Below are 22018 nucleotides of genomic sequence, written 5' to 3'. Positions count from 1 at the left end.
TTTAGAAGGTTAATTGAAGTCCAAAAGAAAATGATCTTCTAAAAGGGTAAACACGGCCGAAGGAGGAAGTGTCATTTAATCCTGCGGTTGTATAATCAACCTCTGGATCTACAGGGACTTGTATTCCAGTAAATTCGAAAAGATTCTCTCCGCTGAAATACACTCTAAAACGATCGATATGAAACTTTGAAGAAATCGCCTGAGGAATCGTATATCCAAAAGATATGTTTTTTAGCCTAAGATATGACATGTCCAAAAGGTACTTACTCTGTGGTAAGAAATTCATCGCATTATTGGATTGTCCTTGATCATTGGGTCTAGGATAATAGGCTGTTGGGTTCTCAGGTGTCCAGTAGTCCAATTGGTGTTCATACCACCCTTCTGCATATCGGTATCCAGGAATAAAAACCGGCCCATTGGCCCAAAAATCTCTTTTAGCAACTCCTTGAAAAAATACACTAAAATCAAAGCCTTTCCAGTCTGCATTTAACTGAAATCCATATTGATATCTTGGAGTAGAATTACCTATTACCTTCATATCACCACTGTCTCCGACGGTTCTAGTCCCGTAATCGATCACGCCATCTCCATTTAAGTCTTTGTATTTAATATCGCCTGGTCCATAATAGAACCAGCCATTGGTCTCAAAAAGCTCTTGGCTCGGTACGCCTTGGGCATAACTTCCATCGGCATTAAAATCATCTTCTGTAAAAAAACGATCTGTTTCATAACCCCAGATTTCACCTAGCTTCTTACCCTGATAGTAGGAGTTTATCCCCTTGGTTTGATTTTCATATTTGGTGATCTCTTCAGTGAAATCACTTACTGTAGCCATGGCGCTGATATGAAGGCCGTTATTGAATTGATGCCTAAAATCCACTGATAATTCCCAACCGGTGGTTTGAAGCTCACCATAGTTTCTTGTCGGAGAAGTTGTCCCAAATGAGCTTGGAAGGGTAACCCCAGGACTGTGCATATCACTTACAGTTCGCTGGTACCAATCAAAAGTAACGCCCATTTTGTTGTCAAATAGTTTAGCGTCTAGACCAAGGTCTAATGTTGTAACAGTTTCCCAAGTTAGTGAAGCTGGTATTGCTCCAGGTGTACCCACGGTAACCTGTTCTTTGCCATCGATAATCCAGTTTGATCCAGAAGAGGACATCACTCTATATATATTAGATAGATAAGTATTTTGATTTCCTACAGACCCATAGGAACCTCTAAGCTTTAAAAATGAAAGTGTTGGATTTAAGGCGTCCATAAATTCTTCTTCTGTTAGAATATACCCTAAGGAGACCGACGGGAAGTATCCCCACTTCTGGTCTGTCGACAATCGAGAAGATCCGTCGTATCGAGCATTCACCTCTAAAAGTACTTTATCTTTATATGCATAATTGACCCTAGCAAAGAACCCTAGTGTTGACCACTTATTGCGATCGCCGCTCACGTATTGATCTCCTGTGGCTAAGGCTAATTCCCCTTGATCTGGATTTAAGAGCTCGCGACGTTGGGATGACTGAAACCAATATTCGTATTTTTCCATGTCACTACCAGCAGTAAAATCAAATTTGTGTATATCGTCAAAACTTTTAGTGTAGACCCCATACACTTTAGCTGTATTTCTTCGACTCCATGAAGAGTTGTATTGTACTCTATCATAGGAGGCACTACTATATGGCACATAAGAAAAGTCAGCTCCCTGAGACCAAAAGTTATAAGCCCATAGCGTTCCACCAACTTGGTGTTCATGTTCCTCGACACGATCGTGGGTGTAGTCAAAGTTTAGAGTAAAATTATCTGAAGGAGTAAGGGTTGCCCCGAGATTTAGTCGCGATAGCGAATTGTCGATCTCGTTCATATTGGCCTGTTGCACCTCGGAGATATGACTTCTAAAAGGTTTGCCATCCACAGTTCCATATGGGTAATAGGCTTGCCAACGTGTAGTATAATACCAAGCGTCATAGGTGGCGGACCCGAAATTAAATGGTTCTGTGGTAGTGGAATTGGTATGTAAGATTTTTGCTCTTACATCGAGCCAGTCTGTAACTGATGTGTTTACACTCAGGTTGACATTGTAGCGCTCATACTCATCCGGGTTGGTTTTATAGACACCTCCCTGATTCAGATATCCTAAGCCCAAGTAGTAATTGGTTTTTTCACTTCCTCCAGATACAGAAATATCGTGTTTTTGTTGAAGAGCCCATTTTTTAACAAACAACTTTCTAGGATCCCAGGACCGATAGAAGAATAATCGCCCGTCTCGGATCTCGTAATCTCTTCCTTCTACCATTTCCAAACCAAGATCCTGTCCGCCGTATTCACGCTCCCATTCTCTCATTTTTTCAATAGCTATTTGATCGACATACATCCCAACTGTGCCAAATGCATCCAAAGATGGAATTCTTCGGTTTACAGCCTTAAAGGCCATCTCTGCTCCATCAGCAGCTGGTGCTATTTTAGGGGTTTCTGTTGGTGTTGCCCAAGAAAAGTTGTTAGAATATCGTATGGAAGGGGCTTGTTGGCGTTTTCCATCTTTAGTGGTAATTAATATTACACCCCATGCACCTCGAGATCCGTAAATGGAAGTTGAGGCTGCATCTTTTAAAACGGAGATATCTGCGACATCTTCGGGATTGATGAATTGAAGACTTTGGATCTCAACATTATCTACTAAAATTAGTGGCTCCGCTCCACCAGATGTTCCCAGGGTACCAACTGATCCCCTGAGTTTAATGATAGGGTCTTGCCCGATTTGTCCAGTAGAGGAGAGTACTGTAAGGCCAGGTGAGGCGCCTTGGAGACCCCGTCCTATATCCGTAATGGGTCGTGACTCTAAGACAGCGGGGTCAATGGTGGCTACAGCACCAGTTACATTTCTTTTTATCTGACTTCCATAACCTACTACAACAACTTCTTCCAAACCAGTAACATCGGTCTGCAATGTTATGCTGATAACAGTCTGATTTTGCAAAGGGAATTCTTTACTTTCAAATCCTATGGAAGAAAACACTAGAACATTATCTGTGTTCTGGGGCACTTCTATGGAAAATTCTCCATCAAAATTTGTCACTACTCCAGTGGTGGTGTTTTTTAGTAACACATTTGCGCCTGGAATTGGAACTCCTTGAGGATCATAGACAATACCCGTTATTTGATTGGTCTGTCCCCATGCGGCAAGCCAACAAAAAAGGGAGAAAAACCAAAAGAAGGCTTTAAGTTTTGTTTTCATGATTAGAGTTTTAAAAGTTGATTTAAATTGTTTTATCGACATCCATTAAGGATGTTTGGTGGTTGTATTTATAAATATTTAGCACATAATTGTTAAAAATTTTGCGAACTAGCAAGCTAAAATTAAGTAAATTAATGCAACTACATGCAGTTTTGTGCAATAATTTTACATTATTTGGTAACTTATGCTATAATTCAGTCAATAAATTTAGGAGGATATGCTTGTTTTGTTAATATTTTGCGGTATTTTGCTATTCTCAACAACCAATTAAGATCATGCTTAAAGCGGAGCGAAAAAGATTCATTTTAAATGAAGTTAGAATTCACAATAGGGTGCTTTTAACAGATATAGCGGAAACACTTAATGTTTCAGTAGATACAATTCGTAGGGACATCACAGAGTTGCACAAAGAACGAATGCTGAAAAAGGTCCATGGGGGAGCAATATCCCTGGGTTTTGATAATATTCACATAGGCAGGGGAGATATCTATGCTCTAGAATTAAAAACTAAAATTGCCCAAAAAGGAATAAGTTTACTTAAAATGGGGCAGGTAATTCTACTAAGTGGTGGTACAACAAACATGGAGTTCGCAAGACTTATTCCAGTAGAGCTTCAGATTACTTGTTTTACACCTAGCTTGCCCGTGGCAAATCAATTGATGACAAAACCCAATATAGATTTGATTTTTATAGGGGGTAAAATGGCCAAGAGTTCTCAAATAGCCATCGGTGGGGATGCTATCAATATGTTGTCTGATATTCGGGTGGACATGTGTTTTTTAGGTACGAATTCTATAGATTCTAAACATGGTTTGACTGAATTCGATTGGGAAATTGTTCAATTGAAAAAGGCAATGGTAAAAGCGTCGAAAAAAGTGGTTTGTCCTGTTATTTCTGAAAAGCTTCACTCTGATCAGCGTTATAAGGTATGTGATATTGATCAAGTTGATATCCTTCTTACCGAGCTTGATCCTATGGATGCGCGATTGGATTCTTTTCGAGATAAGAATATCCAAATAATTTAAACTCCATTTATAATAGTAAAGATATCTTTACTATTATAAATGGAGTAAAGGCTTATATAGTAAATAAAGATTTAAAATGGTAAGTTATCGTACCGCAATCATTGAAATTTCGATATTGACATTTTTAGGTAAGGTGTCAACTGCAACTGTTTCTCTAGCTGGTGCGGTTTTTTCATCAAAATAGGAGCCGTAGATAACGTTGATTTTAGCAAAATCCGCCATGTTATTTAAAAAAATACTGCTCTTTACCACATTTTCAAAAGTCATGGATGCTGCCTTTAAAACGGCATCTAAATTTTTCATCACTTGTCTTGCCTCATCTTCAACCCCAGAGGTAATAAGCTGGTTGGTTTCTGGGTTAATGGCAATTTGTCCTGAAATATAAAGTGTGTCTGCCTTTAAAACGGCTTGGTTGTATGGTCCTAAAGGCGCAGGTGCATTGTCCGTATTGATAATCGTTTTCATAAATTTATTTTTTTTGTTGATTCAACTTAATTTAATAAAGGGCAAAAGAATAGTTAATTATCTTTCTATAGTCGTCTATCTGGTTCACTGCGTTTTTCCCACTTAAGATCGCTCAGCATGGAGGATTTGATCCCAATAAAAAAGAACCATGAAGCTCGACTACTAAATGGAACCCAGTTGAAGTTTAATCTAAAACTTTTCAAATCTCTTGCAAAACGTAATTGGGTGTATGTAAATCCTTTTTGTTTAAAATCATAACCTGAAGAAATACCGACTTTCCATTGAGGTGAGAGATCAATATTTCCAGAGAACATAAGGGAGTTGTTGGTGATCTCACTTTCCCTGTTCCTATTGGAGTAGGTTAGGGAATAGGCGAGCCTTAAATCCCAAGGTAGTTTCGCAGCGTAGGCCTCAGCAGGGAGCTCTTCTTGATCATCATCCTCATCATCGGCAAAGGTACGCTCATCACTGAAGTCTTGGGCGCGTCCAAATAAGTCATCTTCGCGTCCACCACTTTGGGTGTTATCAACTTTGTCATCATCTTGTTTCCCGCTAAAGGACTTACTATTAAAAGAATAACTTACATTGACATTGGCCTGGGTGAGTCTAAACAGACTACCTCCGTTTTCGTAATTGAATACATCGATTCGAGTCCCGTTGTTATCGATAGCGTATGGATCCAAGGTGGCACCGAAATTCACGTTCATCTTATTTTGAAAGAACTGAGTACCTCCACTCATTCTTACAGGGCTCCAAGGCAGAGAATCGGCGACAATATTATAGGCAGTGCTAAAATTTAAATTGTTGAGCAGCATGATTTTCTTTGGCTCGGTTGCAGTGGTATCTCTATCTGTTACTTTGGCCTCTAAAACATTACTTACCGACAGTCCAACACTGTTAGAGTTGTGCAACCCAGGAACACCATAAATACCGTTCTCAAAAGGAGAGTATTGTCGTACTTCACCATTTTGGTCGATGTACTCATCGTAGTATTGTTCAAACGATGGGGTGTAACCATAACTTACAGAAGGACGGACCGTGTGTCGTATTGCTTGTATTTTACTTCCTTCTTTAAAGGTGAAGGTACCATAAAGAGTGGTTCCTAAACTGGCGTTAAAGTTATAAGTTCCATAACGGTTAAAACCACTAAGGGTGTCGATAGTAGCCTCTTCTAATAATGGGTCGTAGTCATTTCTGTTGATGGTTTTAAGTTGCCATACCTCATTGTAATTTGCTCCAGTGGACACACTAAAGTGTTTAAACAACTTAAAGTTTGTGCTAATAGGGATCGAATGCTGAAAACCAACTTTGGCATTGTCAAACATTTCTTTTTTGAATAACAAAGTATCGATGGTTGTCAGTCTGTTTTCTGCCCTGAAATTGTACTGAAAGTTAATGTTTTGAATAATTCCTTTTTTTGCACCATCGCGTTTGGCAAACGGGAAAATACGTTCCATACTTGCCTGTAGGGTTGGGAGAGTCATATTTACCGATTGATCTCTAGTGTTTTGTTGTATAGAGGTAGTGGCATTTAAATTGACCATAGGATAACCCGGGAACGTCTTGTTATACGAAACTGATGATTGTAAGGTATTGTTCAAGAAGTTTGGCGTATTGAATTGATTTAATGAGTTTCTATAATACTGGCTACTACCAAAGTTTACCGATGCAGAGAGCCTAGAATTTGGACTTGCCTTAGCATCTTGACTGTGGTTCCATTGAATGTTATAGATGGTCCCCCTGGAATAATCAGGAAACCCTTTTTGACTCTCAATATTGTTTTCGTAGCGTATACGCAATCCACCTCGGAATTTGTAACGCTTTGCATAATTGGATTCTGCTCGGACACCATAACTACCATTTGTATAGTAATCTCCCATTAGCGCAAGATCAAAATAATCACTTATGGCAAAGTAATACCCACCGTTTTGTAGTGAATAGCCACGTCGGTTTGTTTGTCCTGGTGTTGGCATTATTACGCCAGAATTTCGACGATCTTGAGACATTGGGAAATAGGCAAAAGGAACGGCAATAGGCGTTGGAACATCGGCGATGTACATATTACTAAAACCTGCAATAATCTTTTTGTTTGGTACAAATTTTCCTTTTCGGACTCGAATATAGTAATCTGGATTATCCACATCATCGGCGGTGGTAATTTTACCTTCTCTTAAAAAATATACTGAGTCATTTTCTTTTTTTACTGTTTGAGCAAATACATTCATGCTTTCACCCATTGATTGCTCGGTTCTAGAATTGAAGATAAGGGCTTTTTTGCTATCGAAATTAAAACGGATAGAATCGGGTTCTACAATATTGTTACCTTGCTTAAAATAAGGAGGTTGAACCAGCGCATTTGCACTGTCCTTTATGCGGCCTGCATCAACCTCGTTAGTGGTGTAATCAATAACGATAATACCAGATTTTAATTCATAATCTTGGTAAATAACCTCTGCTTCGTTGTATAGATAAATTTTATTTTCAGTTCGGCTCATCTTCATGTAATCCTTCGCCTTGTAACTGATGATGCCTTGGAGGAAGCCTTGTTTTGTAGAATCTTGAGCAGTGCTATCGCGCTGAATGGTGTCTACTGCAGCTTGACTTAGAAGCACCTCATCTGCGCTGACATAAAGGCTGTCTAATATTTGAGTTTCTGCAGGAATATTAAGCGCTTGAACCTTAGGCCTTTCTTGTCCATATGTGTGCCACCCTATCATTAGGGTGAAAAGCGATAAAAGTATGTTGAGTTTCTTTGCTTGCAAAGCTTTTAATACTATTTTTGTACTGAATGTGGCTCGGTTTTTGACCTGCCAAACTTACGTATATTTTTTGTTCTCTTTGGTATAGATCAAAAAATTTTAAACAAAATAAATAACAGCAATAAATCGTTATTGTTCCATGAACAAATATATAGTTTCACTTTTACTTACTGCAAATCTCTTACTAGTTCAATTCTGTTTTTCTTCAGAATTAAATACTTATCAAACCAAGCCATTTACCGTGGTGTTAGATGCAGGTCACGGTGGACACGACCCAGGAAACCTAGGAGGCGGATTTAAAGAAAAAGAAATCGCGTTAGACATCGTGCTTAAGGTAGGAGAAATTTTAAAAAAATCACCTAATATTAAAGTGGTCTACACTCGGAAAGATGACAGTTTTGTGGATCTCTATGTAAGAGGTAAAATAGCCAATGATGCTCAAGCTGATTTGTTTGTTTCGGTACATTGTAACGCTCACAATTCCAGTGCTCATGGGACAGAAACTTTTGTCTTAGGTTTGCATGCAAATAAGCGTAATTTCGAAGTTGCTAAAAAGGAAAACTCAGTGATCTATTTAGAGGAAGATTATGAGGTAAACTATGCGGCCTATGATATAAATTCTCCAGAATCTTTTATCGGTCTCACGATGATGCAAGAGGAATTTTTAGATCAGAGTGTATTTTTAGCAAAAGCTATTCAGGATAATTTTACCAGTAATCTAAACCGAGTTAACCGAGGCGTAAAACAAGCAGGATTTATTGTGCTCCACCAAACTTTTATGCCAAGTGTGTTAATTGAGACAGGATTCTTAACATATAAACCAGAGGGAACCTACCTTAATTCTAAAAAAGGAAAAGGCGATATGGCAGAGTCCATCGCCAATGCGGTAAAAAAGTATAAAACTCACTTGGAGGAGAATGTCGGTGTTGATTTTTCTTCTGAGGTAAGTGATCATGGACAAACTGATACCTCTAATCAAACAGCCAGCGTGGTGGAACCTGGGGTGAGCTTTAGAGTTCAAATTGCAGCAGGCTCCAAGGCGGTAGAAACTAAGTCTTATAACTTCAAAGGATTAGATCCTATTAGCAGGGAAAAAGAAGGGTCCGTATTTAGGTATTATTACGGTGAGACCACAAGTTACGAACAAGTTCAGCAGATGCGCCAAAATGCTATTTCAAAGGGCTATAAAAGTAGCTTTATTGTCGCCTTTAAAAATGGTGAAAAGGTTAAAGTCCAGTCTGTGCTGAAATCCAATTGAAATTAATCCCGTTCTAAAAAAATAATTCCTAATTTTGTTGCTTACACAAAAAAATAAAGTTTGAAACTTACCAGAGAACTTAAAACCGGAATCATAGTTGTTGGCGGGATCGTCCTTTTTATTTTGGGCTTTACTTTTTTAAAAGCCACTAACATATTTAGTTCAAGTAGAACTTTTTACGCCGTATACGAAAAAGTCAATGGGCTTACTCCAGGCACCTCAGTGAGTATAAATGGACTTAAGGTTGGTACCATACAGGACATTCGCTTTTTGGATTCCAAAGGACATTTGCTTGTCAGCTTTACCATTGATAATGATTTTCAATTTTCAAAAAACAGTACTGCTGAAATTTATGATACTGGTATTATTGCAGGGAAAGGATTGAGGATAGTTCCAATTTATGATCAAGCTGAGCTCTCCAAAGAAGGCGACACCCTTCAGAGTTCTATTGATCCAGGTCTGACGGAGTTGGTGAATCAAAAATTAGCACCACTACAAGAAAGCTTAGATGCAATATTGAAAAATGCGGACTCTGTGATGATTGGAGTAGATGCTATTTTGGACTCCACAAGTCGTCAACATATAAAAAACACCCTTGAAAATCTTGATGGGGTTACTTATAATTTTAATCAGGCAGGTCAAACCTTAAATAACTTATTATCTACCAATAAAGGAAAGCTAGATCGCACTTTGACCAATGTAGACCAATTATCGGAGAATTTAGCAAGTCTGAGTGACACTCTTGTCAATGCCGATATAGGTCTTGCCGTAAATAGTTTAAAAAACAGCATGATCAAACTCAATCAGGTCATGGGCAAAATAGAGCAAGGAGAAGGGTCTATTGGGAAGTTAATGAATGATGATGAGTTATACACAAATCTCTCTGATGCTAGTCTTGAGTTAGAATTACTTCTTGAAGATATGCGTTTGAACCCAAAACGTTATGTGCACTTTTCACTTTTTGGAAAAAAAGCCAAACCTTATGAACCTAATGAACAAGAAGACGACATAGAGCAAAAAAATTAAACCAAAGTAGCATCATGAATTACGTATCTCAAATAGTATTTGCGCTGGTCCTTATAGCTGGAATTGGTTATTTTGCCGCTAATCTCAAGCGACTTATTAGAAATATTCGATTAGGTAGAGACCTTGAACGCACTGATCGAAAGCCTGAACGTTGGAAAACCATGATTCTCGTTGCATTAGGTCAACAAAAAATGGTAGTTAGACCCATTGCTGGTATACTACATATCATTGTTTATGTTGGTTTTATCATTATCAATATTGAGGTTATTGAAATTATTATCGATGGCCTATTTGGTACCCATAGAGTGCTTAGCTTTTTAGGCGGATTTTACGACTTTCTTATCGGGAGTTTCGAAATACTTGCGCTGTTAGTAATTGTATCAGTAGTGATATTTTGGATTCGTAGAAATATTATTAAGCTGAGAAGGTTTTTATTTTCAGAGATGAAAGGCTGGCCCAAGTCAGACGCGAACATTATATTGTACTTTGAAGTGGTATTAATGGTGCTATTTTTAACCATGAATGCGGCCGATTATAGTCTACAACAGTTAGGTAGTGAGCATTACCAACAGGCTGGTGCTTTTCCAGTTAGTCAATACTTATCCAATCTTATCACCCCACTAGGAGAAAGTAGTTTAATTTTAATTGAGCGATCAGCTTGGTGGCTACATATAGTAGGGATATTAATTTTCTTGAACTACTTGTATTATTCAAAACACCTTCATATTTTGCTAGCTTTTCCAAATACTTGGTTTTCTGACCTAAACCCGCTAGGGCAAATGAATAATATGGAGTCGGTAACCAGTGAAGTGAAATTGATGATGGATCCAGAAGCGGATCCTTATGCTATGCCCGAGGAAGGTGATGAGCAAGATGTAGCGAAGTTTGGAGCTTCTGATGTTGGTGACTTAAACTGGGTTCAACTTATGAACGCCTATAGTTGTACAGAGTGTGGTCGTTGCACAAGTGAGTGTCCTGCTAGCCAAACCGGAAAGAAGTTATCCCCCCGTAAGATAATGATGGATACCCGGGATCGCTTAGAGGAAGTTGGAAAGAATATTGATGCCAATAATGGGGTGTTTAAAGAGGATGGAAAACAATTATTGGACGATTATATAACTAGAGAAGAATTGTGGGCATGTACTACATGTAATGCTTGTGTAGAGGCATGTCCAGTTAATATAAATCCATTGTCCATTATTGTTGATATGCGTAGATTTTTAGTGATGGAACAATCTGCTGCGCCTATGGAACTAAATAACATGATGACCAATATTGAAAATAATGCAGCGCCTTGGCCTTATAATCAAATGGATCGTCTGAATTGGAGAAATGAGTAAATAGTGAATCAGAAATAAAAATTGAAAATGAACAAAGAAGAAGTGGAAAAATTGTTAAGTGAAAAATTGCAGGACGGAGAACACATTAGTCCAGTATTACCAGAAGGGATTAAAAATTATTTAATTGATATCGACGGTACAGTTTGTGATGATATCCCTAATGAGGAGCCAGAACGAATGGCGACTGCTAATGTTTATCCTGATGCCTTAAAGACCTTGAATAAATGGTATGAACAAGGACATATTATTTTCTTTTTTACCTCAAGGACTGAAGAACACAGAGAAGTAACTGAAAAATGGTTAAATAAGCACGGGTTTAAATACCACGGAATGCTAATGGGTAAACCTCGTGGTGGGAACTATCACTGGATAGACAACCATTTAGTTAAAGCTACACGTTACAATGGTAAATTTACTGATCTTATTGATAAGGAAGTTACCATTCAGGTGTTTGATGACGGAAAACACGATTAAGCTGTTATAATTACACACTACATATTTTAAAATAATATATGTAGTAAAAATATAATGGTGTTAAGGCTGTGAATACACAAAATTAAAGTACAAATGAGTAATTCTATTAAGGTGCCAACAATGGCAGAATTGACTGCTGAGGGGAAAATTCCTGATGTATTGTTTTGGGTCGGATGTGCAGGTAGTTTTGACGACCGCGCAAAAAAAATAACCAAGGCATTTGTTAAACTGCTTAATAAGGCAAGTGTTAATTTTGCAGTATTGGGTACCGAAGAAGGATGTACTGGAGATCCTGCCAAACGCGCTGGAAACGAAATGCTTTTCCAAATGCAAGCAATGAGCAATATTGAGGTCTTAAATAGTTACGAAATTAAAAAAATCGTAACCAGTTGTCCACATTGCTTTAACACCATTAAAAATGAATATCCTTCCTTGGGAGGACAATACCAGGTAGTACACCATACACAGTTTTTACGATCTTTACTAGAGGAAGGAAAACTTACCATTGAAGGTGGAAAGTACAAGGGTAAGCGCATTACGTTCCACGATCCTTGTTACTTAGGTAGAGGAAATAACGTCTACCAGGCGCCTCGTGAATTGATCGAGAAGCTAGACGCTGAACTTGTGGAGATGAAAAGCTGCAAAAAACGCGGCTTATGTTGTGGTGCTGGTGGAGCCCAAATGTTTAAGGAGGCCGAAAAAGGGGATAAGGAGATTAACATCGCTAGAACCGAAGAAGCCATGGATTCTAAAGCAGAAATTATTGCAGCGGGATGTCCTTTCTGCAATACAATGCTAACCGATGGCGTTAAATCTAAAGAGAAAAGTACATCCATTAAAGTAATGGACGTTGCAGAGCTTTTGGCTGATGCCGAAGATTTGTAAAATAAGCTATTAGGCTTGAATTAGGAATAATTTAAATTGAAAAGATCATGTTTGTTGAATTTAATGAACTTTCCGATGCTGCCAGAGTGTGGATTTATCAAGCCAACCGGAGTTTTACGGAAGAAGAAATCGAACAAATTAAAGATAAATCAAAAGAATTTATAACTCAGTGGACTGCACACGGAGCGAACCTCAAGGCTTCCTATGAGATTCGTTATAAGCGTTTTATAGTCATTGCCTTGGATCAGGAGTTTAACGTACCAAGTGGCTGTTCCATTGATGCTTCTGTACGATTTATACAGCAATTAGAAAAACAGTACAATGTAGACTTATTGGATAAGATGAACGTGTCTTATCGTCAAGGAGATTATATTGCATACAAGCCCCTTTCTGACTTTAAAAAAATGGCCAAGCAAAGGGCCGTTTCACAAAACACTATTGTGTTTAATAACCTAGTGACCAATAAGGAAGAATACCAGAATTACTGGGAAGTGCCTGCAAGGGATAGTTGGCATGCTAGGTTCATGAACTAAACTACAGTTGCACGGGAAAAAAATTAATAGCAACCGTTGTGTCGATAGCTTATTTCTTTTAATAAGGTACTGGTTTTAGGCGGAAAAAAAACTCTTGCATCAAAATGAAAAAATATTTTCTTGTTACTTTATTGTTTTTTGGAGTATGCCTGTCCTATGGTCAGCAAATAGATCCATTGGCTACTGAAGACCGCCTTGAGCAACAGCAGTGGGTAGATAGTATCTACAATAGCTTAAGTCTTGAAGAAAAGATAGGCCAATTGTATATGATTAGAGCTTTTACGGATAAAGGCGAAACCCACTTGGATCAGGTACGAAAATTGATCTCTGATTATCATGTAGGTGGTGTGATTTTTTCAACTGGAGGGCCCTATAGACAAGCGACCTTTAATAACGAAATACAGGAACTATCTAAGGTAAAATTACTAATGTCAATGGATGCCGAATGGGGATTATCCATGCGCCTGGACTCCACCTTTGCCTTTCCATATAATATGGTATTAGGGGCAGTAAAGGACAACTCATTAATTGAGCAAGTTGGCAAACATATTGGAGAGCATACCAAACGCCTTGGTATGCATATTAATTTTGCGCCAGATGTAGATATTAACACCAATCCAAAGAATCCCATTATCGGTAATCGTTCTTTTGGAGAAAACCGGGATAACGTTACAGAGAAATCACTTGCCTTTATGCGTGGCATGCAAAGTGCAGGAGTTTTAGCAAATGCAAAACATTTTCCAGGTCATGGAGATACCTCTCAAGATTCACACAAGGTTTTACCTACAGTAGATTTCACCAAAGAGCGAATTGATAGCGTGGAATTGTACCCATATAAAAAACTAATCCCAGAAGGTTTATCTAGTGTAATGGTGGCGCATTTGAATGTCCCTAGTTTAGAAAGTAGACCTGGATTCCCATCTTCTTTATCCAAGGCTATTGTAGAGGGACTACTAAAAGAAAAACTACAATTCAATGGTCTTATTTTTACAGATGCTCTGGAGATGAAAGGTGTGGCCAATTATGCCCAGAGTGGTAATGTAGATTTATCTGCCTTCTTAGCTGGAAATGATGTATTACTCATATCGGAAGATGTAGCAAAAGGAGTGAAAGCCCTTAAAGATGCCTATGAGAATGGAATTGTTACTGAGCAGCGCCTAGCACATTCAGTAAAAAAGATACTTAAAGCTAAATACAAAGTAGGTTTAAACCACTATCATCCTGTTTCCACGAAGAACTTAGCGAAGGATCTCAACAGAGTTTCGGATAAACTTCTGTTTGAAAAGGTGATGGAAAATGCTATTACGGTGGCTAAGAATGATGACCAGTTAGTTCCCATTAGAAATTTAGACAAGCAAAAAATTGCTTATGTACCCATGGGCGATGGAAAACATTACCACTTCTTCGATGCATTAAAGAAATATGCTGATGTTACCTTGGTCCAATCCAATAATCTCGGAGATTTAATTAATGCCCTTGAGCCTTTTAACCTGGTTATTGTTGGGCATCATCGATCAACTGAGACTCCATGGAAAGCAGCGGATTTCACGGATAAAGAAAAGACCTGGTTATATGAAATCGCTAGGAACAAACGTGTGATTTTGGATGTATTTGTGAAGCCATATGCATTACTCGGTTTACAGAGTATTGACAACATCGAAACTATCATAGTAAGCTATTTAAATGATCCAATCTCACAAGAAACCTCTGCAGAGGTAATCTTTGGTGCTATTGCAGCCAAAGGAAGTCTACCGGTTACGGCTCATGCAAAATTGCCAGAAAATAGAGGGTTTATCACCAATAGCTTATCACGCTTAGGTTATTCCATACCAGAGCGAGTAGGCCTAAGTTCAAAGACTCTTGGTAAAGTTGATTCTTTAATGAATGTAGCGGTGAGCTCTGGGATGACTCCAGGGGGACAAATATTGGTGGCTCGTGATGGGATGGTAGTTTACAACAAGAATTTTGGTAAGACCACCTATGGAGGTGATGAAGTTCAAAGTGATCATATATATGATCTAGCCTCCCTAACAAAGATTACTGCTACTTTGCCTTTACTTATGCAATTATCAGAAAAAGGAGAGCTTTCTTTTGATTCTACCCTTGGAGAATTAATTCCAGAATTACGTGATAGCAATAAGAGCAACTTAAAAGTATTAGATGTACTATCACATTATGCTCGTCTAGTAGCATGGATACCATTTTACAAGGCTACCGTGGGAGAGAATTCTAATCTACCTTTAGAGAAGTATTACAAAACGGAGCCCGACCGAAAATTTAATATAAAAGTAGCGGATCATTTGTACATGCGTAAAGATTATAAAGACAGTATCTTTACCATTATTAAGGATAGCGAATTGCGCTCTAGACTTGAATACAAATATAGTGACCTAGCTTTTTTAATCATGCAACGCTTTATAGAGGATCACTATAACGAGTCCTTGGATAAGGTTGCAAATGAACATTTTTACGCCTCATTAGGAATGAACCATACCAGTTTCAATCCTTTAGAGAAGTTTAGAAAAGGAATGATCGTACCCACTGAGGTAGATAATTATTTTAGGCAACAGACTATTCAGGGTTACGTGCACGATATGGGAGCAGCTATGTTAGGCGGAGTCGCGGGCCATGCAGGTCTATTTAGCAACGCCAACGATGTGGCTAAAATTATGCAAATGTTCCTTCAAAAAGGGTATTATGGGGGCCTGCGTTATTTCAGTGAACAAACCTTAAAAAAGTATAACAACTGCTATTTTTGTGATCAGAATAACAGAAGGGGCGTCGGTTTTGATAAACCCCAATTAGGTGAATCAGGCCCTACGTGTGGTTGTTCTTCAACCTTGAGTTATGGACATAGTGGTTTTACAGGGACTTTTACTTGGGTAGATCCGGTATATAATTTGGTGTATGTATTTTTATCTAACAGGACTTATCCAACAATGATGAACAGAAAATTAATTTCGGAAGATATACGGAGTCATATTCAGGGTTATATATACGATGCCATGCGTAGTGATGAATCCTAAGAGCGTTTTCTGAACCCTTGTCTAAAAAAATCTTGTTATGTATTGAAAGTTGTTTCGACTCAAAAGGCAATATTTTGATTAAAAAACATAGTTATGCGAATTGGAATCGTTTGTTACCCCACCTTTGGTGGGAGTGGAGTAGTGGCTACAGAGCTTGGAATGGCACTGGCAAACCTAGGTCATGAAATTCATTTTATAACCTACAAGCAGCCTGTTCGTTTGGCGCTTTTGAGTGGGAAAATTCACTTTCACGAGGTAAACGTTCCTGAATACCCTTTATTTCACTACCAGCCGTATGAACTCGCACTCTCGAGTAAGCTAGTGGATATGGTTAAACTTTATAAAATAGAGATCCTACATGTTCATTATGCAATACCACATGCCTATGCAGCTTATATGGCTAAAGAGATGCTTAAGACCCAAGGAGTGCACATTCCAATTGTAACGACTTTGCACGGAACCGATATCACTTTAGTGGGAAATCATCCATTTTATAAGCCTGCAGTTACTTTCAGTATTAATAAATCCGATGTAGTGACATCTGTGTCGAAAAACTTAAAAGACGATACGAATCGTCTTTTTGATATTGAGAATAATATTCACGTGATTCCAAACTTTATTGATTTAACTAAATATAAAAAACAATACGCCGATTGCGGACGTAGTATTATGGCCGCAGATAATGAACGCATCATTACACATATCAGCAATTTTAGGAAAGTAAAGCGTATAGATGATGTGATACAGATATTTCACGGGATTCAAAAGGTTATGCCCGCAAGATTGATTATGGTAGGTGAGGGGCCTGAAAAAGAACCTGCTGAGGATTTATGTCAGGAATTAGGTATTGCGAATAAAGTGGCGTTTTTAGGTAACAGTAATGAGGTTGATAAAATATTATGTTATTCTGATCTTTTTCTATTGCCTTCAGAGACCGAAAGTTTTGGATTGGCCGCTTTAGAGGCAATGGTCAATGAAGTGCCCGTAATCTCTAGTAATGCTGGTGGTATACCTGAGGTTAACAAACATGGTGTAAGTGGGTTTTTAAGCCCCATTGGTGATGTGGATGATATGATAGCAAATGCACTTCATATTCTAAGTGATGATCAACGACTTGAGAAATTCAAACAACAAGCCCGAAATCAGGCCAGTATATTTGATATCAATTATGTAGTTCCCCTTTATGAGGAAATCTATGAAATCGCTTACAATAAATTAATAAAAGGACAACTGTAGGGATTCTTTATCCGTTTGTTCGAGATAAGGATGGCTCTATAAAAAATCAAAATTATAGCCAGATTTAAGCAATTTCTCATAAGTGTCATGATCAAAAGTATAGTAGAAAGCCCCACGTTTAGACGAACTTCTATCCTTTTCATTAAGTCTATTTAAGATTTTAAAGGACAATATTTTCTTTCTAAAATTTCCTGGATCTAATTTTCGTTGAAAGATTGCCTCGTATAAGCTTTGCAATTGGGGAATGGTAAACTTCTCCGGTAGGAGTTCAAATCCAATGGGCTGATGTTTGGCCTTTCTTCTAAGGATATCTAAGGCGTCAATGACCATTTGATAGTGATCCAATACTAGTTCAGGGAGTTCTTCTAAGCGATACCAAAAGGCACCGCGCATCTCTGTAAGCTCCTCATCATATTCGTCTATTCTTATCAGAGCAAATTGTGCTACTGAAACACATCGAGCCCCCATATCACGCTCTGCATTACCGTATGTCCTAGATTGCTCAAAAAAAACATTGTCAAGGCCAGTGATATCGCGTAGTACCCTTTTTGCCGCATGGTCAACATCTTCATTTAATTTTACAAAGCTTCCGATGAGTGACCAACCACCTTTGTGTGGCTGAACTCTTCTGTTAAAAATCAGTAACTTTAGTTCATCTTGATGAAAGCCAAATACTATGCAATCGGTGGCTACGTGCATCTTATCAACGTCGGTGTAGTAGGATTCTTGGTTGTTTATCATAAATAAATTGAAAAAACAATAAAAGTGAATTATACTTTTATTATATTTGTTTTTGTTAAATACATATTTGAATTGAAAAATACGACTCAATCTGAAAATAGACAAACAATAGCCCTTAATTTAGAGAATTTTGTGCACGAATTGATTGTTGAATCACCTGGAAGAATTAATTTAATAGGAGAACACATCGATTATAATGGGGGACATGTGCTCCCTGCAGCTATCGATAAGAAGATTAAACTCTATCTAAAAAGAAATAATACCAGGAAGTGTAATGTATGGTCTAAAAATTTTGATAATGGATTTTCATTCTCAATTGATGATGTTGGTATAAGCAATGTGGAGTGGGAAAATTATATTTTAGGCGTAATTCATTACATTGATCAAATTTACCCAGGATCTATCCACGGGTTTGACTGTATTGTAGAGAGTGAACTTCCAATGGGCTCAGGATTAAGTTCCTCTGCCGCTTTAGAATGTGGAATAGCCACAGGTTTAAACAACTTGTTTGCAATTGGACTTACTAAAGATGAGATTATTCATCTTTCCAGAGATGCTGAACACAACTATGTAGGAACCAAATGTGGAATCATGGATCAGTTCACCGTGGTAAGAGGTCAAAAGGACAGGCTGATATTGTTAAACTGCCAAAATTTAGAGTACCGAATGATTCAAGCAGATCTAGAGCCTTACCATTTAGTACTTTTAAATTCTAATGTTTCGCATAATCTAGCCAGTAGTGAATATAATAATAGAAGAGCGGATTGTGAAGCTGCACTTGCCATTATTGAAAAGGACCATCCCAATTACCACTATTTGGTCGATGTACCAGAAGATGTGTTGAAGTCTTTTAAAGAAGATTTAACCCCCACTATGTTCGATCGTGCAGCATATGTGATCCAAGAAAATAGACGTACCCAGTTGGCTGCAGAAGCACTTGAAAAAGGATTTTTTGAAGAATTTGGAAGGTTATTATTTGAGTCTCATCACGGGTTACGTAATAACTATGAGGTAAGTTGTGAGGAATTGGATTTTATGGTTGATTATGCCAAGACACAAAAAGGTGTTTTAGGAGCTAGAATGATGGGAGGTGGATTTGGAGGTTGCACCATTAATGTTGTACACAAAGACGAGATTTCTTCATACATCGAAAGGATTTCAATAGCATATAGAAAGCAATTCGGTATTGACTTGACACCAATTGAAGTGAGCATTAGTGACGCGGTAGAAGTAATTAAGTAAAAGAAAATTTCAAAAATCATTATCATGTTAAACGATAAACCACATAGACGCTTTAATATATTAACTGGAGAATGGGTACTTGTTTCACCACATAGAACAAAGCGACCATGGCAAGGGAAGAAGGATGTTAAAAGTACCCTGGAGAATAAGACCTATGATGAAACATGTTATTTATGTCCAACTAATACAAGAGCAAGTGGAGATACAAATCCTGATTATAACGGTACTTATAGTTTTACCAACGATTTTGCCGCTTTAATGCCTGAACTGCCTGTAGAAAAATATCAAAATGGATTGTTACAAGGTCAAACGGAAAGTGGAATTTGTAAGGTGATTTGTTTCTCACCCAACCACGGGCTAACACTTCCTCTTATGAGCGTTGAACAAATTACCCAAGTTGTACAGCTTTGGAAGAAGGAGTTTTTGGAACTTGGTGCAAAAGAGGGGATTAATTATGTACAGATTTTTGAAAACAAAGGAGCTATCATGGGATGTAGTAATCCACATCCACATGGTCAAATTTGGTCACAATCTTCGATTCCTGAGGAGGTATTGAAAAAACAAACTAGTCAGCGCAACTACTGGAGTACACACTCTAAGAGTCTTCTTAAGGATTACCTAGAACAAGAACTTGAATTGGATGAGCGTATTTTGCTTTCAAATGATCACTTTGTGGCTTTGGTACCTTACTGGGCTGTATGGCCTTATGAGGCAATGATTGTTCCAAGAAAACACTATCAGGATATCAGTCAGTTAAATGTAGAGGAAGAAATCGCCTTTGCAGCTATTATCAAAGAACTTACGACCCTGTATGACAATCTCTTTGAGACCTCCTTTCCATATTCCTCAGGTATTCATCAACGACCAACTGATGGTGGTTCTCATGATGAATGGCATTTTCATATGTCTTTTTATCCGCCACTTCTTCGATCAGCAGAGGTTAAAAAGTTTATGGTAGGGTATGAAATGTTCGCTAACCCACAACGAGATATTACTGCAGAGGCTGCAGCTGAAAATCTAAGAAAGTTGTCAAGAGTCCACTATAGCTTGCGATAGTGGTGATTTACTCCAACCTTCTGTAGTTTTCTGAAAACATAGGATTACCATCGTTGTCCAAAGTAATCTGACTATAGGTGTTATGATCTATCATCAGTTTAAATTTGAACTTTCTCATGGTGTCTATAATTTTCATCATAGAATTAGATCCGTATTCCAAAGTTTCAACAAGTGAACTATCCTTGGTATAATATGATCCATAACCAAACCATTCTACAGAGTCTAGTGGAACAAATCTAGTCCACATGACCTTGTCATTGCTATACATTTTTATTTGCCGATAGCCGTTGGTGTTTTCAATTGTATCAGTGATCTGATTACCATCATAGGTATAGCGGTCGACGAGTTCCCAAACCCCTTGAATGGAACTTTCATGTGTGTTGTTAATCGGAATTGCTGAAAGTAAAATCAATCCGAACACAATAACGATTGGATAAATTATTTTTCTCATAACAGCATATGTTTTGATATATTAACAAATAAACCTATGTTAATTTACGAATAATTGTTTAGGTTACAGCATATTGTAGTAATATTTTAAAATTAAATTTAGGGGTATCAATACTTTCTATTGGCTTATAAAATGTTTTCATTAATTAGATGTAAGCTTTTTGGCAAAATAGCTACTTTTGCTATAGAGAATTAATAGAAATTAAAGTTATGGCTGATACAGTAGAAAGAATTAAATGTTTGATTATTGGGTCTGGTCCTGCAGGGTATACCGCTGCCATTTATGCGGCAAGAGCTGATATGAAACCAATAATGTATACAGGTATGGAACCAGGTGGACAGTTGACCACCACAACTGAGGTTGATAATTTCCCTGGGTATCCAGAAGGAATCGATGGACCTACCATGATGATTCAACTTCAACAACAAGCTGAACGCTTTGGTACTGAAGTACGTATAGGAATGGTCACATCTGTGGATCTTAGTAAGGCTCATGGCGGAATCCATAAGGTGGAAATTGACAATGGATCTACATTAGAAGCTGAGTCTATTATCATTGCAACTGGAGCTACGGCGAAATACTTAGGGCTGCCTAGTGAGCAACGTCTAAGAGGAGGTGGAGTATCTGCCTGTGCTGTGTGTGATGGTTTTTTCTTCAAGGGACAAGATGTCGCTATTGTAGGAGGAGGGGATACCGCTGCGGAGGAAGCCACTTATTTGGCTAACATTTGTAGTAAAGTAACACTATTGGTGCGTAAAGGTGAAATGCGAGCTTCTAAAGCCATGCAACACCGAGTTAACAACACGGCTAATTTAGAGGTGAAATATTTCACTGAAATCGAAGAGGTGATAGGGGATCAGGTAGTTGAAGGACTTCGTTTGGTGAATAATCAAACAGGAGATAAAGAACAGATCCAAGTGACTGGTTTATTTATAGCTATTGGTCATAAGCCAAATACTGATATATTTAAAGGTCAACTGGATATGGATGAAACTGGGTATATCATTACAAATGGTAAATCTACCAAGACCAACATACCTGGGGTATTTGCTAGTGGTGACGTTCAAGATAAAGAATACAGACAAGCTATTACGGCGGCTGGGACTGGTTGTATGGCTGCATTAGATGCAGAGCGTTATTTAGCTGCTGTTGAAAGCAAAGAAGAGGTTGAGGCCTAAGTTTCTTACCCCTTTTTGTATTTAAAAATAATAAAAACACCCCTAGTAAACTCATGCTTACTAGGGGTGTTTCACGTTCGCTTTTTGATGATTT

Annotated in this window: 17 protein-coding genes; 12 read left to right on the top strand and 5 right to left on the bottom strand. The window is 38.1% G+C overall.

The window, feature by feature from the left end; genetic code table 11:
• Position 1 precedes the first annotated feature (1 nt).
• Positions 2-3229 (bottom strand): SusC/RagA family TonB-linked outer membrane protein, encoded by a 3228-nt coding sequence (locus tag I215_RS10140; RefSeq protein WP_008991868.1) that lies wholly within the window; start codon positions 3227-3229, stop codon positions 2-4.
• Between the two features lie 275 nt (positions 3230-3504).
• On the opposite strand from I215_RS10140, the gene I215_RS10135 reads away from it, so the two are divergent.
• Positions 3505-4254, top strand: a complete 750-nt coding sequence (locus I215_RS10135) for a DeoR/GlpR family DNA-binding transcription regulator (RefSeq protein ID WP_008991867.1) — start codon at positions 3505-3507, stop codon at positions 4252-4254.
• Positions 4255-4338: 84 nt separating this feature from the next.
• Here I215_RS10135 and I215_RS10130 read toward each other — a convergent pair whose 3' ends face one another.
• Positions 4339-4719, bottom strand: a complete 381-nt coding sequence (locus tag I215_RS10130; RefSeq protein ID WP_008991866.1) for a Rid family detoxifying hydrolase — start codon at positions 4717-4719, stop codon at positions 4339-4341.
• Between the two features lie 65 nt (positions 4720-4784).
• Entirely contained in the window at positions 4785-7481 is a 2697-nt protein-coding gene (locus I215_RS10125) for a putative LPS assembly protein LptD (protein WP_156800256.1), read from the bottom strand.
• A 136-nt stretch (positions 7482-7617) separates the two neighbouring features.
• On the opposite strand from I215_RS10125, the gene I215_RS10120 reads away from it, so the two are divergent.
• From I215_RS10120 to bshA, 8 genes are all read left to right on the top strand, one after another.
• Positions 7618-8736: an N-acetylmuramoyl-L-alanine amidase family protein gene (locus tag I215_RS10120; RefSeq protein WP_008991864.1), complete on the top strand. Its 1119-nt coding sequence runs from the start codon at positions 7618-7620 to the stop codon at positions 8734-8736.
• A 60-nt stretch (positions 8737-8796) separates the two neighbouring features.
• Positions 8797-9762, top strand: a complete 966-nt coding sequence (locus I215_RS10115) for an MlaD family protein (protein WP_008991863.1) — start codon at positions 8797-8799, stop codon at positions 9760-9762.
• Between the two features lie 14 nt (positions 9763-9776).
• Complete coding sequence (locus I215_RS10110) at positions 9777-11102, top strand: (Fe-S)-binding protein (protein ID WP_008991862.1); 1326 nt, start codon at positions 9777-9779, stop codon at positions 11100-11102.
• Positions 11103-11129: 27 nt separating this feature from the next.
• Entirely contained in the window at positions 11130-11576 is a 447-nt protein-coding gene (locus I215_RS10105; RefSeq protein WP_008991861.1) for an LNS2 domain-containing protein, read from the top strand.
• A gap of 93 nt (positions 11577-11669) precedes the next feature.
• Positions 11670-12461, top strand: coding sequence for a (Fe-S)-binding protein (locus I215_RS10100; protein WP_008991860.1), 792 nt, complete (start codon positions 11670-11672; stop codon positions 12459-12461).
• A gap of 47 nt (positions 12462-12508) precedes the next feature.
• Complete coding sequence (locus I215_RS10095) at positions 12509-12994, top strand: hypothetical protein (protein WP_008991859.1); 486 nt, start codon at positions 12509-12511, stop codon at positions 12992-12994.
• A gap of 104 nt (positions 12995-13098) precedes the next feature.
• Positions 13099-16020 (top strand): glycoside hydrolase family 3 N-terminal domain-containing protein, encoded by a 2922-nt coding sequence (locus I215_RS10090; protein WP_008991858.1) that lies wholly within the window; start codon positions 13099-13101, stop codon positions 16018-16020.
• 93 nt (positions 16021-16113) lie between these two features.
• On the top strand, positions 16114-17256 hold the full coding sequence (bshA, locus tag I215_RS10085; RefSeq protein WP_008991857.1) for an N-acetyl-alpha-D-glucosaminyl L-malate synthase BshA: 1143 nt from the start codon (positions 16114-16116) through the stop codon (positions 17254-17256).
• 36 nt (positions 17257-17292) lie between these two features.
• On the opposite strand, the gene I215_RS10080 is transcribed toward bshA, so the two are convergent.
• Complete coding sequence (locus tag I215_RS10080) at positions 17293-17997, bottom strand: NUDIX hydrolase (protein ID WP_008991856.1); 705 nt, start codon at positions 17995-17997, stop codon at positions 17293-17295.
• Between the two features lie 72 nt (positions 17998-18069).
• On the opposite strand from I215_RS10080, the gene galK reads away from it, so the two are divergent.
• Complete coding sequence (galK, locus tag I215_RS10075; RefSeq protein ID WP_051009182.1) at positions 18070-19239, top strand: galactokinase; 1170 nt, start codon at positions 18070-18072, stop codon at positions 19237-19239.
• A gap of 24 nt (positions 19240-19263) precedes the next feature.
• The gene (locus I215_RS10070) at positions 19264-20295 is read left to right on the top strand and encodes a UDP-glucose--hexose-1-phosphate uridylyltransferase (protein WP_008991854.1); all 1032 of its coding nucleotides are present in this window, start codon (positions 19264-19266) and stop codon (positions 20293-20295) included.
• Between the two features lie 7 nt (positions 20296-20302).
• Here I215_RS10070 and I215_RS10065 read toward each other — a convergent pair whose 3' ends face one another.
• Positions 20303-20746 (bottom strand): hypothetical protein, encoded by a 444-nt coding sequence (locus I215_RS10065; protein ID WP_008991853.1) that lies wholly within the window; start codon positions 20744-20746, stop codon positions 20303-20305.
• A 209-nt stretch (positions 20747-20955) separates the two neighbouring features.
• On the opposite strand from I215_RS10065, the gene trxB reads away from it, so the two are divergent.
• A complete protein-coding gene (trxB, locus tag I215_RS10060) occupies positions 20956-21924 on the top strand; it encodes a thioredoxin-disulfide reductase (protein ID WP_008991852.1) in 969 nt (322 codons plus the stop codon).
• Positions 21925-22018 lie beyond the last annotated feature (94 nt).

Source organism: Galbibacter marinus, from assembly GCF_000300875.1.
GTDB classification, from domain to species: domain Bacteria; phylum Bacteroidota; class Bacteroidia; order Flavobacteriales; family Flavobacteriaceae; genus Galbibacter; species Galbibacter marinus.
The sequence above is the reverse complement of the archived record's forward strand: the minus strand, read 5'-3'. Positions and strand labels throughout refer to the sequence as shown.